The 16,104-nt window shown below is 58.5% G+C and carries 12 protein-coding genes and 1 pseudogene; 8 read left to right on the top strand and 5 right to left on the bottom strand.

Annotated features, from left to right (window positions below):
- Window positions 1–786: 786 nt before the first annotated feature.
- Window positions 787–1,341, bottom strand: coding sequence for a TetR/AcrR family transcriptional regulator (locus IB246_RS27695; RefSeq protein ID WP_008039726.1), 555 nt, complete (start codon window positions 1,339–1,341; stop codon window positions 787–789).
- A gap of 126 nt (window positions 1,342–1,467) precedes the next feature.
- Between IB246_RS27695 and IB246_RS27690 the strand changes: the two genes are divergently transcribed.
- The 7 genes and pseudogenes from IB246_RS27690 (at window position 1,468) to IB246_RS27660 (ending at window position 8,671) form a co-directional block, all read left to right on the top strand.
- Entirely contained in the window at window positions 1,468–2,118 is a 651-nt protein-coding gene (locus tag IB246_RS27690; protein ID WP_032832512.1) for a DJ-1/PfpI family protein, read from the top strand.
- A gap of 23 nt (window positions 2,119–2,141) precedes the next feature.
- Window positions 2,142–2,672: a DUF2867 domain-containing protein gene (locus tag IB246_RS27685; RefSeq protein ID WP_008039722.1), complete on the top strand. Its 531-nt coding sequence runs from the start codon at window positions 2,142–2,144 to the stop codon at window positions 2,670–2,672.
- 943 nt (window positions 2,673–3,615) lie between these two features.
- Window positions 3,616–3,792 (top strand): annotated as a pseudogene (locus IB246_RS28790) (ubiquinol oxidase subunit II); the annotation flags it as partial.
- 637 nt (window positions 3,793–4,429) lie between these two features.
- Window positions 4,430–5,581 carry an efflux RND transporter periplasmic adaptor subunit gene (locus IB246_RS27675; protein ID WP_177318176.1) on the top strand — a complete coding sequence of 384 codons (1,152 nt, stop codon included), beginning with the start codon at window positions 4,430–4,432 and terminating at the stop codon, window positions 5,579–5,581.
- Window positions 5,578–6,264, top strand: a complete 687-nt coding sequence (locus tag IB246_RS27670; RefSeq protein ID WP_008039716.1) for an ABC transporter ATP-binding protein — start codon at window positions 5,578–5,580, stop codon at window positions 6,262–6,264. Before IB246_RS27675 ends, IB246_RS27670 begins: the two co-directional genes overlap by 4 nt.
- Window positions 6,264–7,475 carry an ABC transporter permease gene (locus IB246_RS27665; RefSeq protein WP_008039715.1) on the top strand — a complete coding sequence of 404 codons (1,212 nt, stop codon included), beginning with the start codon at window positions 6,264–6,266 and terminating at the stop codon, window positions 7,473–7,475. The genes IB246_RS27670 and IB246_RS27665 overlap by 1 nt, the downstream gene beginning before the upstream one ends.
- Window positions 7,475–8,671, top strand: a complete 1,197-nt coding sequence (locus IB246_RS27660; protein ID WP_008039714.1) for an ABC transporter permease — start codon at window positions 7,475–7,477, stop codon at window positions 8,669–8,671. Before IB246_RS27665 ends, IB246_RS27660 begins: the two co-directional genes overlap by 1 nt.
- A gap of 313 nt (window positions 8,672–8,984) precedes the next feature.
- Here IB246_RS27660 and IB246_RS27655 read toward each other — a convergent pair whose 3' ends face one another.
- The gene (locus tag IB246_RS27655) at window positions 8,985–9,815 is read right to left on the bottom strand and encodes an alpha/beta fold hydrolase (RefSeq protein ID WP_008029447.1); all 831 of its coding nucleotides are present in this window, start codon (window positions 9,813–9,815) and stop codon (window positions 8,985–8,987) included.
- A gap of 234 nt (window positions 9,816–10,049) precedes the next feature.
- On the opposite strand from IB246_RS27655, the gene IB246_RS27650 reads away from it, so the two are divergent.
- The gene (locus tag IB246_RS27650) at window positions 10,050–10,499 is read left to right on the top strand and encodes a MerR family transcriptional regulator (RefSeq protein ID WP_008029448.1); all 450 of its coding nucleotides are present in this window, start codon (window positions 10,050–10,052) and stop codon (window positions 10,497–10,499) included.
- 53 nt (window positions 10,500–10,552) lie between these two features.
- On the opposite strand, the gene IB246_RS27645 is transcribed toward IB246_RS27650, so the two are convergent.
- From IB246_RS27645 to IB246_RS27635, 3 genes are all read right to left on the bottom strand, one after another.
- Window positions 10,553–11,479, bottom strand: a complete 927-nt coding sequence (locus IB246_RS27645; RefSeq protein WP_032832511.1) for a hypothetical protein — start codon at window positions 11,477–11,479, stop codon at window positions 10,553–10,555.
- A 343-nt stretch (window positions 11,480–11,822) separates the two neighbouring features.
- Window positions 11,823–12,587: a tetratricopeptide repeat protein gene (locus IB246_RS27640; RefSeq protein ID WP_008039709.1), complete on the bottom strand. Its 765-nt coding sequence runs from the start codon at window positions 12,585–12,587 to the stop codon at window positions 11,823–11,825.
- Between the two features lie 660 nt (window positions 12,588–13,247).
- Window positions 13,248–16,070, bottom strand: coding sequence for an amino acid adenylation domain-containing protein (locus IB246_RS27635; protein WP_192230221.1), 2,823 nt, complete (start codon window positions 16,068–16,070; stop codon window positions 13,248–13,250).
- Window positions 16,071–16,104 lie beyond the last annotated feature (34 nt).

Raw genomic sequence — 16,104 nt, 5'->3', positions numbered from 1 at the left:
AGGATTTCCCCCAATGGAAATACGTTCATGGGGCACCCCATTTATCGACAGCTGATACTGGGCACGTCCGATCATTTTTTTTGGACGGTTAGCGTAGTACGCCATATCCGAGGCATCGCACGTCGCGCGGAGGTAAAGGAATTCCATAAACTCAGCCACTGAGCGTTTTGACCGCCGGCCGCTAAGTATGGCCGCAACTTTCTCGTAGGGCTCTGGCCGTGCATCCAGCCTCTCCCAGGTGATTAGCCATGCGTTCATGTCGATTATGCTGCCATGCAGGGCGATATAATCAGATGAAGTGGTCACATTCCGCCTCTCAGCCCAAAAGTATAAGTCAAACTATTCGGAGAGCTCTCGCGAAATGGATTTGTGAGCGATGCCAAGAAAAAATACGCTTCGGCATCGAAAGATCGCGCTTTCGCCCAGCGTTGCGCACGTAAAAAAGGGAAGGATTGATTTTTCCGGAAATAAATCCGTCCCCCTTTTCGTTTAGGAAGTCATCCTGCCCTGGGTACTGCAGGCCCATGGCGCTGATCTTCGACGAATATGACGCTGGTCGTCCGGACGTCATGTTAGAACCACAAGGGAAAGCCCGTGCACGCGTCTTACTGACGTGTTCCCCCCTTCAGCGCTATCAGAGAAGGTTTCCAATGAAGCCTTTCACGGGGCGGGTGATTGGTGGCTGTATGATTTGGATCGACCCATTCGGTGAGGGAATTGAGTGCTGCCGAGAATTTAGCGGCACGCGAACTCTATTTATTCAGTTAACCCAATCTAGCTCATGACTTAGACCCGCCACGGTGGAAGAGCCCCTTCGAAAAGTGAAAAGGCTCGACTCAGAAAACTGTTGAAGCGAGCGGCATCACGCCGCAGCCCTGCCTGTTGACCACCAATCAGGCACAGATGGGCCACCCTTCCAATCACTTCTGCTTCGCCTGGCATAGGGACCAAGCGGCGGCACGTGCGTATCGCGAAGTCCAGTCGTCTGGTGTCAACACGCTGCTGAAACTCGCCTACCAATGGATCGTGCAGTGACCAGGCGCGGATGGAAACCTCCCGCCCAGGTTGTTTCTCAGCGGCAATACTCAAGTAGCGTTTCAAGATTTCGCCCGCGCTACGACCCTGCGCCGCATAAGTGAGCATGCGCTCCGTGTAGTCTTCTTCCCAAGCGGCCAGCAAGGCGCGGACAAAGTCTTCGCGATTGCGGAAATGGTGATAGAACGATCCGCGGGTCACATTCAATCGGCGCGATAGACTCTCGGCCGAAACACCACTATGTCCTATCTGGTCGAGGGCCTCAAAACCAGCCGCGATCCAATGGTTGCGAGTTAATTTTCCCACCCGTTATTTCGCTCCATGTTTAGCGCCATACAGACTGTGTATGGCGCGCAACCGATTGATACGCTGCGAACACCAGCAAAGATAGCCGTTGCGTTTTGCACGCTAGCACTTTTCATGGAGCTCGCCTTGAAGAAAATCGTTCTGGTTGCTTTCGACCAATTCACTGATATCGACCTGTTCCTGATGTGGGACATTTTGGGTCGCAACACTGAGGACTGGCACGTCCGGATATTGGGTTCCAGCGCTATCGTGCGATCGGCGCATGGCCTGCCTGTTTCGGTGCACGGTCCGCTTTCCGAGGCCAATAGTGCCGACGCGGTATTGTTCGTCAGCGGCAAGGAAGGGATACCCGCTGCACTTGCCGCCCCGGATTTCCTGCCGTCGTTTGAACTTGACTCCAGACGCCAGCGAATCGGCTCCATATGCGCCGGAGCGTTCATTCTCGAACGGCTTGGGCTGCTCAGCGGCCAAGCAACTACACACCCGGATGCACGATCGAGCTTGCAAGCTCTGGGACTTGAACCCGTGGACCAGCCTCTTGTTTGCCAGGGGAACGTTGCAACGGCTGGCGGATGCCTTTCGGCGCTCTATCTGGTGGGATGGTTGGTTGAATCCTGGTTCGATGTCGGCAAGCGCCGTGCGACGTTGCTTCCTGTTTTGCCAGCTGGGCAGCAAGAGCTCTATGATGCCTTGATCGGGCTCAGCATCCGACAAGGAGCGTTATACGACAGACCATCGCAACAAGAAACGCGACATGGCATGTCATCTAATTGGTAGTTGGAACTCAGGAGAGATCCCCGATGCCCCGAGAATTTGAGCTCATTATGTCCGTGCCAGTACCCTCGAGGTCCGGCATCACTCACCTTTACAAGTCGATGAACCTGGCGGACGCTTTTGCGATTCAGCTCCCGGCGGGCACCTCCGGCAATCCAGATGTGCTGGCTCGATTCATCCTTTCCCACCAGCCATCCTGGATCGGATGGCTCATGAAAGTCCGAGACACTATCGTTGCCTGTTTTGGTATCAAGACAGCCAGACATTTGGCAACGCTTGCTGATCGGATTCAAATCTTCAAGGTCTACAGCTCGAACCAGACTGAAATCGTGTTGGGAGAGGACGACAAGCACCTCGACTTCCGGATATCGATCCTGTGTTCTGGAGAGGCAGAGCCAGAAGGCAGTCGCCAACTCGTTTTTTCAACCGTGGTCCAGTGCCACAACCGTCTAGGCCGAGCCTACATATTCGTTATTGCCCCATTTCACCGCTTGGTTGTTAAGGCCAGCCTCCTCCGTGCAGCGCGCATCGGTTGGCCTCTGGCTACCTGCCCCTAAGGCTGAGAGCCGTTGCTGATCCATTGGGCACGAGATTGCGTCACTTTGTCGGTGCCACGCGGGTGCTGGATTTCAACGCAGATGCTCGATGAAGGAGACAGGGGATGCCCTTAAATCTGCCTTATCCTCGCCACATTTTGTCTACCTGCTAACCGCCGCGTGCGCCACAAATAGCGGCCACCGTCGAAAACAAGCAAGCCCACCGCCATCCAGATTGGGATTTAGGATAATGGTGGTCTGGCCCCGGTTTCCCCACGGCGCTGATCTTCGACGAATATGACGCTGGTCGTCCGGACGTCATGTTAGAACCACAAGAGAAAGCCCGTGCATGTGCCTTACTGACACGTGCGCCCTTCAGCGCTATCAGAAAAGATTTCCAGCGAAGCTTTTCACGGGGCGCATGATTGGCGGCTGTATGATTTGGATCGACTCAAAGGTGACTGTGGGGACAGGCAGAAATCGGCCAGAAGCGGTCTGGTGAAACAGGGTCGCTACGATCTCCATAAATGGGGAATTACACCCACGCTTCCGGGCGTTTACCACCTGATTTGAGGATTATTCCCCACTCACCTTTTCTCTAACTCGAAACGCCCGGAAGCAGTTTATTAATTAAGTTGAACTTTTTTCGCTCTATTGAAATGGCTCATTAGTTGCACCGCCCCCTCGTACCCGCAATAGCTGTCGTCCCGGACATCATGCAGACGACAGGGCTTGGCAGATTCGGCATGACAGGAGGGGTGAAAAATGAAACGCGCGACACCACCATGCCGCTCCGTCGCCTTGCTGCTCGGGTCAAGGCTGCGCTGTCCGATGCGCCTTACCCTGACCACCGCCAACGCAATGCCGCTGGATGATTTCGGTCCGCCACCACCGGCGGCCCCTTCGGCAACTACTAACCCGCCGGCCGCCCCAAAGGCCGCGCCGGATGCCTTGCTGACCTTGCTGGCCGGACATCATCCCGCCATCCGTCAGCCTGTGGACGGCGACATCACCGGCCACCAGTTAGCTGTTCACCTTGATTGGCACGCTGTTCATCCTGCCGGTGATTCTGATGTACACCTTCAGGAACTATTGGGTGTTTTGCGCAAAAGTGAGGATTGGTGATGTCTTCCACTGTTAAATCAATTGCTCGAATCACGAATAGGCTGATACCCCGTTATAAGCAGGTCGCTCATTTGAGCCTGATGTTTATAGCGTTGCTGATTATGTTGGCGTTGAGCACTTTCGTAGCGATGGAGTTGCCCCTCGGAACGCTCTGACGGTGGATGAGGCCGATCGCCCTCCGGACTGAACCACAGTGTTACCCGTAACGACCCGAACCGAAGTGAGAAAATCCCCCTTCGCTCAACCAGAAAGCCCCCACACTTGAGCCGAGTGCGGGGGCTTTTCTTCGAGCACGAAAACCAGTCGCGCCTACCCGGTCTACCTAGACCTGCGTCACTAGTTTGAGACCTTGAGTTCAACACGCAGCTATCGGCCAATTTGAGCCAATGCTGACCGACAGCCTGGGCTGCTTGAAGACATTCGGGTATGAGCAAAGCGTGGCACAGTTTCCGGGGATATTTCGACGTCGTAGCGTCGCCGCGGCAAGGAGTTTTAGTGAGTTGGCATGGCTGGGGGATAGCAGTTGCGAGAGAAATAAATCTCATTCGCCATTTTTATGACGCTCGTCTGAAAATCGTCGGATAAATGGCGCTTCGCGTTGAGCTTTTACCTTCCTGACCTAGGCTCAAGCCATGTGGGAGGAGGTGCAGTCCATGCGCAAATTATTGATTGGCTCGTCGATGCTGGCCTGTCTGATGGTGCTTGGCGGCTGGTTGAGTCGACCACAGCCGTTGCCGGTCAGGCTGCTAGAGGTTGAGCGGGGGCCGGTGGAGACGCTGGTGGCCAACACTCGCGCGGGTACGCTGAAGTCCTGTCGACGCTCGCATCTGTCCTTCAATGTCGGCGGCCAGGTTGCCGAGTTGCTGATCGGCGAGGGCCAGCGGGTTCAGCCGGGGCAGGTGCTCATGCGCCTGCGACAGGACGAGCAACAGGCCCGGCTGCAGGAGGCCGAGGCGCGGCTGGAGGCCCAACGCAACGCCCGCGAACAGCGCTGCCAGCAGGCTAATCTGGACCGGCGCGACCTAGATCGCCTGGGCCTTCTGGCCGACCGCAAGTTGGTTGCCGCCGATCGCCTCGATCAGGCCGAGACCAAGGCTCACCTGGCGAAGCTGATGTGCAGTGCCACTGCCGTGCTGATCCGCGAGGCCGACGCCAGCCTGCAGTTGCAGCGTTCACTGCTGGAGCAGACGACCCTGCGTGCGCCATTCGCCGGCATAGTCGCAGAAATCAACGGCGAACTCGGCGAGTTCGTCACCCCTTCGCCGCCGGGTATTCCCACGCCGCCGGCGATCGACCTGATCGACGACAGTTGCCTGTATGTCGAGGCGCCGATCGATGAGGTGGACGCTGCCCGGGTTCGCCCCGGAACCGCCGTGCGGATCAGCCTGGATGCCTTCCGTGGCCAGCATTTCGCCGGCCGCGTCAGCCGCATCGCGCCCTATGTGCGTGAACTGGAGAAGCAGGCGCGCACCGTCGATGTCGAGGTGCGCTTCGACCAGCCGCCGGCCGATCTGGTCCTGCTCACCGGCTATAGCGCCGATGTCGAGATCCTCTTGGAGCAGCGCGCACGTGCTTTGCGCATCCCCACCGAGACCCTGCTGGAGGGGCAGCACGTGCTGCGATATGACCCGACCACCCGGGTGTTACGCGAGGTGGAGGTGCAAACCGGGTTGAGCAACTGGCGCTGGACCGAGGTGCTCGCAGGGCTGGACGAGGACGCACGTATAGTCGCCAGCCTCGAGCAGGAAGGGCTCAAGGACAACGTGGCGGTGATCCCGGTGGATGCGGCGGAGACTGAGCAATGATCCGTCTGCGCGGCGGTAGCCGCAGTTTCCAGTTGGGCGAGCAGCAGGTGATGGGGCTGGACGGCCTGGATCTGGACATCGCCGCCGGTGACTACATGGCGGTGATGGGCCCGTCGGGCTCGGGCAAGTCGACCCTGCTGAACATCCTCGGTTTGCTCGATGCGCCGAGCGCCGGCGAATACTGGCTGCAGGGCGAGGCCACGGCGACGCTGAGCGAGGCGCGGCGCGCCCAATTGCGCAGCCAACTGATAGGTTTCGTGTTCCAGTCCTACCACCTGATCGCACGGCTGACGGTGCTGGAAAACATCGAGCTGCCGATGGTCCTCGCTGGCATCGGCGCGGCGCAACGGCACAAGCGCAGCAGCCAATTGGTGGCGCGCCTGGGGCTGGGCGAGCGCATTGTCCACCGCCCTGCCGAGCTGTCCGGTGGTCAGCGCCAGCGCGTCGCCATCGCCCGGGCGATGGTCATGCAACCGGCGCTGTTGTTGGCCGACGAGCCCACCGGCAATCTCGATAGCCAGGCCGGCGCCGAGGTCTTCAGCCTGCTGGAGGAGCTCAACGGCGAGGGCCTGACCCTGATAGTGGTGACCCACGACGCCAGCCTGGGCGCCCGCGCGCAGCGCCAGTTACACATGCGTGACGGGCGGATCCACACTGCTGCGTCGCAGCGGGCGCTGACCTGATGCGCGCTGCCGATGCCCTGGGCTTCTGGCTCGGCGCCTTGCGTGGGCATCGCTCGCGCAGCTTGATGCTGCTGCTGGCCATCTCTATCGGAGTGGTTGCGGTCAATCTGCTCACCGGTCTCGGCGCGGGGGCGCGGGCCTTCGTCCTGAACGAGTTCTCGCTGCTCGGGCGCGACATCCTGATCGTTTTCCCGGGCCGCAAGGAAACCACGGGGCGCTTGCCGCCGCTCACCGGCCTGACGCCGCACGAGTTGACCTTGCAGGACGTCCAGGCCATCACCCAGTTGCCGGGCATCCGCCGGGTCGCGCCGCTGCAGGCCGGGCAGATGGAGGTGATAGTCGGCAACCGCAATCGTGAGGTACTGACCCTGGGCACCACCCGGGACTTCTTCGCCATTCGCCAACTGACGGTCGTCCAAGGTCAGCCCCTGCCGGCGCTGGACCCTGAGCAGGCCGAGGCCGTCTGCGTGATCGGCGGCAAACTCCGGCGCGAGCTATTCGGTGCGCGCCCGGCCCTGGGTGAATGGCTGCGCGCCGGCGACCGGCGCTTCCGGGTGGTCGGCATCCTCGGTGAGCGGGGCGAATCCCTGGGGATGGATTTCGCCGAGATGTTGATCATCCCGGTGGCCAGTGCCCAGGCCTTGTTCAATCGCGAGGGGTTGTTGCGGGTGTTTGTCGAGGTGCGTGGTCCGAGCTTTCTCGACCGTAGCAAGCGGCTGATACTCGCCGCGCTCAAGGAGCGCCACGAGGGTAAGGAAGACATCACCCTGATCAGCCAGGACAGCCTGCTCAGCGCCTTCGACGACATACTCGGGGTGCTGACCCTGGCGGTCGCCGGGATTGCCGCGATCAGCCTGCTGGTGGCAGGCATCCTGATCATGAACGTGACCTGGATTGCGGTGAGCCAGCGCAGCGCCGAGATCGGCCTGCTCAAAGCCATAGGTGCGACGGCGGCGCAGCTGCGCCTGCTGTTCCTTGGTGAGGCGGCATTGCTCGCACTGACGGGGGCGCTGGCGGGGCTACTTCTGGCCGAAACCTTGCTCTGGCTGGGGCGCCTGGCGTTCGATCTGCCGCTCTATGCACCCTGGTGGGCGCGGGCTAGCGCAGTGCTGCTGGCACTCGGCACGGCGCTGCTGTTCGCCTGGCTGCCGGCCGCTCGGGCCTCGGCGCTGGAGCCGGTGGCAGCGCTACGCACGCCGGGAGCGCACTGATGCGCTGGCAAGATGGTTTCCGGCTGACCAGCTCGGCGCTGACCTGTCGACCCTTGCGCAGCCTGCTGACCCTGCTCGGGGTAGCGATCGGGATAGCCGCCGTGACGCTGCTCACGGCCATAGGCGAAGGCGTGCGCGGCTATGTGCTGGAGAACTTCTCGCAGTTTGGTACGCGGATCATCACTGTGCGCCCGGGCAAGACCCAGACCAGCGGCCTCGGCGGTCTGCTCGGCAGCGTACGGCCACTGACTATCAGTGATACCGACGCCCTGCGGCGCTTGCCGCATGTCGAGGCGGCGGTGCCGATCATTCAGGGCAGCGGGGATATCCAGTTCGGTCAACTGAGCCGGCGCAGCGACATTCTCGGTGGCGGCCATCAGCTGGCGCAGGCCTGGCGCATGCAGCTGAGCCTGGGCGAGTTCCTGCCCGTGGCCCGTGACGGTCGTTCGCCGCCCTATGTGGTGCTCGGCCATCAGTTGCGTGTCGAGCTGTTCGGTGAACGCAATCCGCTGGGCGAGCTGATCCGCGTCGGGGGCGTGCGTTTCCGGGTGATAGGCGTGATGGCGGAAAAGGGCCAATTGCTCGGCTTCAACCTCGACGATATCGCCTACATCCCGGTGGATTGGGCCGAAAGCCTGTTCAACCGCACCGGGGTGGTCAAAGTCCATGTGGTGTTCGGCGCCGGCACCACTTCGCGGGCGTTGAGTCGGCAGATTCGCCAGGTGCTCGGCGAACGGCACGGCGTGGAGGACTTCAGTTTGAGCACCCAGGACGACATGCTGCGCAGCTTCAACCGCGTTCTCGGCACCCTGAGCCTGGCCATCGGTGCCTTGGGGGGCATTTCCCTGTTGGTCGGCGCCGTCGGCATTCTCACCATCATGACGACCACTGTGGGCGAGCGCACGGCGGAAATCGGCCTGTTGCGGGCAATTGGTGCCAGTCCGCGGCAGGTGCTTGGGCTGTTTCTCGCCGAAGCGACACTGCTGTCCCTGGCCGGTGGTCTGCTTGGTCTGCTGTTGATGGGCCTCCTGCTCGGGCTACTGCACCTGGCCATGCCGAGCCTGCCCTTGGCGCTGCAGCCGCTGTTTCTGCTACTGGCGCTGCTGCTGGCGGCGGTGCTCGGCATTCTCGCCGGCCTGGCTCCGGCACTGCGGGCGGCCCGCCTGCATCCGGTGGCGGCTCTGCGCAGTGAATAGCGGCCAGGCCAATGAGCCTGACGGGCTAGCTGTACGCTGCGTGACGATAACGCCGGCGCTGGGCCGGTGATTTTAATTGGTTGGCAGCGGCAAAAACTGAGTGCAACACCTGACCGCTTCGGTAGGGTGTTGCCATGTTTTATCACGAACTCAGCGTTGAAGAGCGCGTCACGATCCATTTCGTTAACCTGGGCGACATTTCCTATTGGTTTGCCTTGTGGTCGGGTAGCAGTGTTTGATAAAGCTGGTAGACAGTGGGGGCGAGTCCATACATAAATAAGGGCAGGATTTTCACCCGCCCTCCTCCGGTTGCCTAGCCTCGCAGGAAAGCGAGCAAATCGGCGTTGATCGTATCGGCGTTCGTTGTAGGCATTCCGTGTGGGTAGCCCGAGTAGGTTTTCAGCGTGCTGTTCTGCAAGAGTCTGGCTGACAAGGGCCCGGAGTTTTCATAAGGCACGATCTGATCATCATCACCATGCATCACCAGCACAGGGATCTTGATGCTCTTCAGATCGTCGGTAAAGTCGGTCTGGGAAAAGGCTACGATCCCGTCGTAATGTGCCTTTGCACAGCCCATCATGCCTTGGCGCCACCAGTTCAGGATGATGCCCTCAGACGGTTTGGCGCCCGGGCGGTTGTAACCGTAGAAAGGTCCCGCTGGAACGTCGTGGTAGAACTGTGCACGGTTGGCTTTGAGCTGGGCCTGCAAGTCATCGAAAACCGACTTCGGCAAGCCACCTGGATTAGCCGGGGTCTGAACCATCAGCGGAGGCACGGCGCTGATGATGGCGGCCTTGGACACTCGGTCTTCGCCGTGGCGAGCAATGTAATGAATGACTTCACCACCGCCGGTGGAGTGCCCCACATGGGCTGCGCCCTGCACGCCAAGATGGTCGACTACGGCCGCGACGTCATCAGCATAGTGATCCATGTCGTGCCCGTCCCAGACCTGGCTGGATCGCCCATGACCGCGTCGGTCGTGTGCAACCACCCGGTAGCCGTTCGCCAGGAAAAAAAGCATTTGCGCATCCCAGTCGTCCGCGCTGAGCGGCCATCCGTGATGGAAAAAGACCACTGGGGCATCGCGTGGTCCCCAGTCTTTATAAAAGATCTCAACACCGTCCTGCGTAGTGACATAACCCATGTTCGCATCTCCCGAATGAAATGGAGGCCATGACCAGAATCGTGTACTGATCGTGCCCCTTGTTGAACAAGTGCAGCCCACCCCATAGGCGGTTCTGAGACGGGTCCCGGTCCGGCTTTCGCCTATCCCTGCATTCCATGGCGTTTGAGCAACGCATGACATCCGCGCCGCTTGGCCACCAAATCACTTTAGGTTTAAAGTCAACTTTAAGGTCAATGGTTTTCTGGGGGGAATATGAGAATAGGCGAACTGGCGAAAATCAGCGGATTGGCGCCTTCACGTATCCGTTTCTACGAAGCGAGCGGCCTGATTAAATCTGTCGTGCGCAAAGCCAATGGGTATCGGGACTACGCACCGGACACGGAGTGGGTTCTGGAGATCATCACGGGCGCTCAGGCGGCGGGTTTTTCATTGGAAGAAATCCGACAATTGCTGCCGATGAATGCGAACGGTTGGCAGCATGAAGAGTTGCTCAGCGGGCTCAAACGCAAGGTTGAGGAAATCGAAGTCCTGCAGCAACGGCTGGCCCAGAATAAGGCACAACTTCTTCTGGTTATCGAGGGCATTGAAAGCAAGCCGGAAGGCATGGGTTGCGTGGACAACACGCAGTTGTTATTGCATCGCCTGCGCGAGGAAGGTGTGGCGGCAGCACCGCGCGGCCGTGATACCGCATCGTCCAAGTAAGGCGTCACCTGTCAGGCTTATGAGGCCTGACAGATATTTGCCGGCGGGTTAAATCAGTGCGTGTCAGCCAGTGCCGCTAACGGCTTCGGCGCGTAGAGCGCACTTTGGAACGCTGGCACGTATTCGTACTTCATCATTTTCCCCAGCTTCAAGGAGCGGATGTAGTTCGACAGGCTGCCGTCGCCCAGCGTGAGGGTTGCCGAATCCTCGTTTCTGCTGGAGCCGTGGCTGAGCTGGCGGGAAACAGCATACCCATAGGCTAACCGGCCTTGGTGATCGAGATTGGTGAAACTGCTGGTGACGATATCGACGTCACTGGACAGGTCGTCGAGCTTCTGCGCTTTGAAGGACACGTCCACTTTGCCGGTCTCGCTATCGGTAATGTCATAGACCACCGAATGGGCATCTTCTTTGCGGTCAATCCCCGTCAGCCATTTCGGCAGGTTGTAACCGACGACACCACGAACCCTCGCAAGCTCTGTATTGACCGGCAACTTGAGTACATAACCCCAAAAGTCTCCAGACATCGACTGGCCCATCAGCGTGAACGGCCCCAGATTGGCTTTGCCCGGTTTGTTGGTGATGATCGACACCGCGACTTCGTTATAGGCGTCGTTATCGCAGTGTTCATAGGTGTACGCGGTAAACGCAATCAGGCCTCGACCAGGCCAGATTTGCAGAGGCTGGGCGGTTGCCAGGACTTCGGGTGGCATCAGTGCCCGGAGCTTGTCCAGATCTGCCGTATAGACAGCCGTTACGCGACTGTTCTGGTAGTAAAAGTTTGGCGAGAACGATTCAAAGCCTATGTCGACCTTGTTCTTCTCCAACCCTTTGAACCAGCTCAAATCAACGCCCGGTACTTCTGCTGCAATCACCGACAAAGGAGGGTTGGAGCGAAAGCGATCGTACAAACCGCCCTTTACGACGGGCACCTGGTGACCGGCGATATCGATCATGGTTGTGTCGGTCGGGCTGGGCATTTCAGGCATTCCCGCCAACGCATGGTTGGCGAACGTATTGAACAGCAATCCTGTTAAAACGGCGCTTGCGAGTTTCAATCTGTCTCTCTCCAGGTGATTGCATCTGCTTGATGGCGTCGGCCAGGGCCGGCTTCTGAGGCCGGCTTGAAATCACCTTAACGTTAAACTGAACTTTAAGGTCAAGCGCTGGAAAGGCAGATTTTCAGTTTGTTCGTAGCAGCGTTTTCAACGTGCCATCGACCAGGATTCAGCGATTCGCGATTGAGGGTTTTGGCCCTTCATCGGTGATGGCAAAGCTCACCCTCCTGTCCTCAAATAAGTCCATATATGGTCACCCAGAAGCTCAACCGCGGACCAAATAGGCCCCTGGCGGAACCCGATGTCGCAGCTTCTTGCATTTGCCGGGTGCGGGCTGATGCCCCGGCGGGCGATCCGGGAACCAGATTCGGCATTTGCCCGGCGGCGGCCAATGGCCGCGGGGAATCTCGACCGCATCGTTTGTACCCGCAGGCTCGGTGGAAGCCATTTGCATGTTTCCTTCGGGCCCCGGCCTGCCAACCATAGGCGAGTCCAATACCGGCGCAGCCTCTGCGCGAGCGAAGCTGCCAGCGTCGCGCCCAGCATTCTGAGCGGGGTGTTCAGCAATGCTGATTTCTTCTTCGCTGCGCCTTTGGGTCTCCACTTCCGGCTTGTTCAGTACGGCGACCCTGTCTGCGTTGGCACTGGGTGGGATACCGGTAGCCTGGGCCCGCTGCGCAGCCTGAATCAATTGCAAGTTGCGGTTACGTAACTCGACGTTACGCCCCACCCGAATGTTCGAGCGCATCCCCAAGGTTTCAGCCTGCTGGTACTGCCCCTGTTGAAGACGCAACACACCGAGGTAATGCAGCGTCGCGGGATTGTTCGGCTGAATATGCAGGGCCCGTTCCAGCGTGGCAGCAGCCTGATCCAACTGGCCATTTTCATACTGCCGCGAAGCCGTTTCGATCAAGGTGGTTGATGCGCTGTTGCTTTGCGCTGTCGCTCTTCGCTCAGCAGCCACCGAATAAAGCGACGCGCTGGCGCAGAACACCAGAATGAAACCTGTCAGAAAACGTTTGGCTGGCATCAGTGGGCGAACTCGATTGATCTCTCGTGGCACGATCGTACAACCGACCACAGCACTCGATACAGGGCTCCAACTGACCTGCCCGGCCCCCTGAAGTTCCCGCTGCAACGACCAGCGTAACCCGTGTTTTTTTTGCCACCCCATCACAGAGCGTGAAGGTTGATGCAACTTAAAAGCGCTGGTGATATCGACCTTGAGCTGCGCACCGATCCATGGCCGGGGCGGCACCTAAAACGGACTGGCTACACCAATCAACTGTAGGAGCCGGCTTGCTGGCGATGGCGATGTGTCAGTCAACGCATGTATTGGCTGAACGGACGCTATCGCCAGCAAGCCGGCTCCTACAGGGATTCGCGTGTGCTTTTGATTTTCGCCACTCATCAGGTCGAGCGTTAGCTCGCCTTCAGCTTTTGATCTGAGCGCCCCTCGAGGGCATGCCGAGCCACAGCGAGGCTCAAGCGGGCAGGCTACTTAGACATGACACCAATCAACTGTAGGAGCCGGCTTGCTGGCGATAGCGGTGGGTCAATCGACACATCTGTCGCCTGAAAGGACGCCATCGTCGGAACGCCGCCCGCAGCAAGCCGGCTCCTACAGGGGGAACGTGTGCAGACGCCGGTAGGCCGCTTCGCCCCCCATCCAATAGACAAAAGCTCACCATCAAGCCACACGCTCAACCGTATCCGAACCGCTCTTCTTGCCTGCGCCACTCCAGCGCACCAAAACGAATCGAACAACTTTGTTCCACCCATACGCGACCCCGATGCCACCTACGACGGCAAAGACCACCGCGAACACAGGCAGGTCAACAATATGCCGGGCCAGGGACTGGAATTGAAAATGCGTCAGATAAATAAACAGCGTTGACGATGCAACTAGCGCAAGCCCCCGGGCGACGAGACCTGGCACCGGAATTGACTTGACCCAAATCAGAGAGAGAACTGCAGGGATGGCGATATCAACATAGTCCTTCGCAACTTCCTGCGCCCCCGTCCCGAAGATTGCCAGAAGATCCTCCCCACCCATCACAACCACAGCAACCGCACTGACGATCCACTTCTGGGCACTTGAATGAGCATAGTGAACGGCCATTCCAAGCACCATGACCGCAAGGTAGTGCTGTGGCACGCGGTTATAGAGCGGTGACGCGTCAAACAGAAACGCACTGATCACAATGTCGGCCACGGCCAATGCACATGCCGCCAGAACAAGGCAGCGAAACGGGTTCGCAACAATAATGTTCCTGACGCGCTCGAACGACAGAACAAACCCGATGATGACAATCATCTGCAGGAGCACTTCAACATACCAGTAGGCAAAGCCGCCCATCATCGTCGGTGGAAACCAGTTGGAGATCAGCAACATCGTTTGCCAATGAACCTGGTCGAACAGTATCTGATTCAAAAGTGTGTAAAGGATGGTCGGCACCGCAATAAAGACCACTGACCTGACCAGCGTACGCACATTGCCGCGTTCATTGATGGCTTGAAACTGGAACCTCGCCAGACTGATGCCCGAGATCAGAAACAATACCGTCGTCTCGCCGACCACTGACCAGGTCGAGAACAGATGAAGATGCCCAATGACAATCAGGATTATCGAGATAACACGTAAAAGGACAGGGACTTCCATTGCCCTGATGGACAGCTTTGAACTGCTGGTTTTACCGGCCAACCCACACAGTTCATGTACCGGTGTCATTTCCCATTGATCGGGCAGATGGCCGATCAGTTCTTCAAGCACCATTGAGGCCTGAACGAACGACAGCGAATCCCCACCCAGCTCGACAAACGTCAGGTTTGCGTCGATGCGCGGGACCTGGAGTATTTCGGCCCAAGCCTGCGTCAGTTTTAACGCAAGCGGCGATAGATCCCGATCGGAATGGTTGGACGCCGCCTCTGTGTTGGCAGCTATCCGCGGCAGCGCCCGCCTATCGATCTTTCCGTTCGGCGTCAGTGGAATCGCATCCAGAAAGACGAACAACGCCGGCACCATGTATTCCGGGAGCCGAGTGTTGAGGTGCTCACGCAGTTCACCCGTTGAAACAGCGTTGATTGAAACGCAATAGGCCACCAGCCTGACCTGCGCGTTGTCATTGACGGCAAGCACAACGCACTGCTTGATCAGCGGATGTTTCGAAAGTGCGCCTTCGATTTCAGCCAGCTCAATACGATGTCCGCGAATCTTGACCTGACTATCGCCCCGCCCCAGAAAGCTGACTCTGCCATCTGAAAGATAAGTCCCAAGGTCGCCGGTTCTATAACAAATGTCGTTCTCGACATTGGTAAACGGATTCACCACAAACTTTTCCCGGGTTTGCGCGATGTCCTCCCAGTAACCCTGCGCCAAGTAAGGGCTGCGTATCAGGATTTCTCCGACCTCACCTTCATGCACCAATTGACGGGTGTCATTCACGACCAGCAATTGCGCGTTTTTAATGCCTCTACCCAGTGGAATCCTGGAATTGTCGGCTTCAGGGTCGACGTGGTGGTACGCCATTGCCTGAGGCGTTTCCGTCGTACCGTAAAAATTGACACTGACGGCATTGGGGGCGATCACGCACATTTGCTCGAACAGCGAAATGCCTAATGCATCGCCACCCCAGAACAAGTATCGAAGCGCGTTGAATCTTGCACCCTGAAGTGTTGCGCCGGTTCCTATCAGCCTTCCCAACGGCGGCGTCAGATGAATAATCGAAATGGCATTTTTTTGTATCCACGCCGCCAATGCCACAGGGTCTATGACGGTCGACTGTGCGGGAACGATAACTTTTGCGCCAATCGACAGCGGGGTAAATACATCCCGGTACACAGGGTCATGCCCCAGCCCGGACAGCAGCGAAAAGCAATCGTCTTTTGACAAGGAATGGCGCTGGGTATGCCACTCAATGAAATGCACCAACGGCGCATGAGTGGCCACGATGCCCTTCGGTTCGCCGGTGCTGCCCGATGTGAAGGTGATATAGGCCGGCTGTGCAGGGTCGACTTGCGGCAAGGCATGTTGGTGAAAGGCGAACTCACGCAATGAATCGGCGGGGTTTTCCGCAATGCTGACGATCCGTGGAGCCGGACGCCCGGCCTCCAGGTGTTCGGAATCGAGATCGACGGTGGCCCCACCGCAAAGCAGGACAAAGGAAGGCTTTAGCATTCGGATGATTTGTCCGATGCGCGCAGGTGGATACGCAACGTCGGCAACGGTGAACGTCGACCCGGCACGCAAGGCGCCAAGCATTGCATAGACCAACCCCGCACAGCGATTGGAAACAATAACCACCCGGTCGGATTCGGTCGCGCCATTGACCTTCAGGAAGGACGCAATGCCATGGCTGATCTGTTCAAGCTGACGATAACTGCACGTCGCGTCGTGAGAGACGACCGCAATGGCGTCAGGCGAGCGCTGTGCCTGTTGCAAGAAGTCCATGAATATCGGGCGATCGGCACAATACTCCAGATTAAGCGTCGGATTTGGGCGATGATCCTGCATCTTGGATTTATGCTCCGCATGATCTGTACGAGGT

Source organism: Pseudomonas sp. PDM01, from assembly GCF_014852325.1.
GTDB classification, from domain to species: domain Bacteria; phylum Pseudomonadota; class Gammaproteobacteria; order Pseudomonadales; family Pseudomonadaceae; genus Aquipseudomonas; species Aquipseudomonas migulae.
Note: the sequence above shows the minus strand (reverse complement) of the source record. Positions and strands in the feature narration are given on the sequence as shown.

Bases quoted from the DNA above. Each gene is read 5' to 3' on its own strand.
- IB246_RS27650 (WP_008029448.1), top strand. From the start codon at position 10,050: ATGAGAATAGGCGAACTGGCGAAAATCAGCGGATTGGCGCCTTCACGT.
- IB246_RS27640 (WP_008039709.1), bottom strand. From the start codon at position 12,587: ATGCCAGCCAAACGTTTTCTGACAGGTTTCATTCTGGTGTTCTGCGCC.
- IB246_RS27655 (WP_008029447.1), bottom strand. From the start codon at position 9,815: ATGGGTTATGTCACTACGCAGGACGGTGTTGAGATCTTTTATAAAGAC.
- IB246_RS27635 (WP_192230221.1), bottom strand. From the start codon at position 16,070: ATGCAGGATCATCGCCCAAATCCGACGCTTAATCTGGAGTATTGTGCC.
- IB246_RS27665 (WP_008039715.1), top strand. From the start codon at position 6,264: ATGCGCGCTGCCGATGCCCTGGGCTTCTGGCTCGGCGCCTTGCGTGGG.
- IB246_RS27670 (WP_008039716.1), top strand. From the start codon at position 5,578: ATGATCCGTCTGCGCGGCGGTAGCCGCAGTTTCCAGTTGGGCGAGCAG.
- IB246_RS27645 (WP_032832511.1), bottom strand. From the start codon at position 11,479: ATGCCCAGCCCGACCGACACAACCATGATCGATATCGCCGGTCACCAG.
- IB246_RS27685 (WP_008039722.1), top strand. From the start codon at position 2,142: ATGCCCCGAGAATTTGAGCTCATTATGTCCGTGCCAGTACCCTCGAGG.
- IB246_RS27660 (WP_008039714.1), top strand. From the start codon at position 7,475: ATGCGCTGGCAAGATGGTTTCCGGCTGACCAGCTCGGCGCTGACCTGT.
- IB246_RS27675 (WP_177318176.1), top strand. From the start codon at position 4,430: ATGCGCAAATTATTGATTGGCTCGTCGATGCTGGCCTGTCTGATGGTG.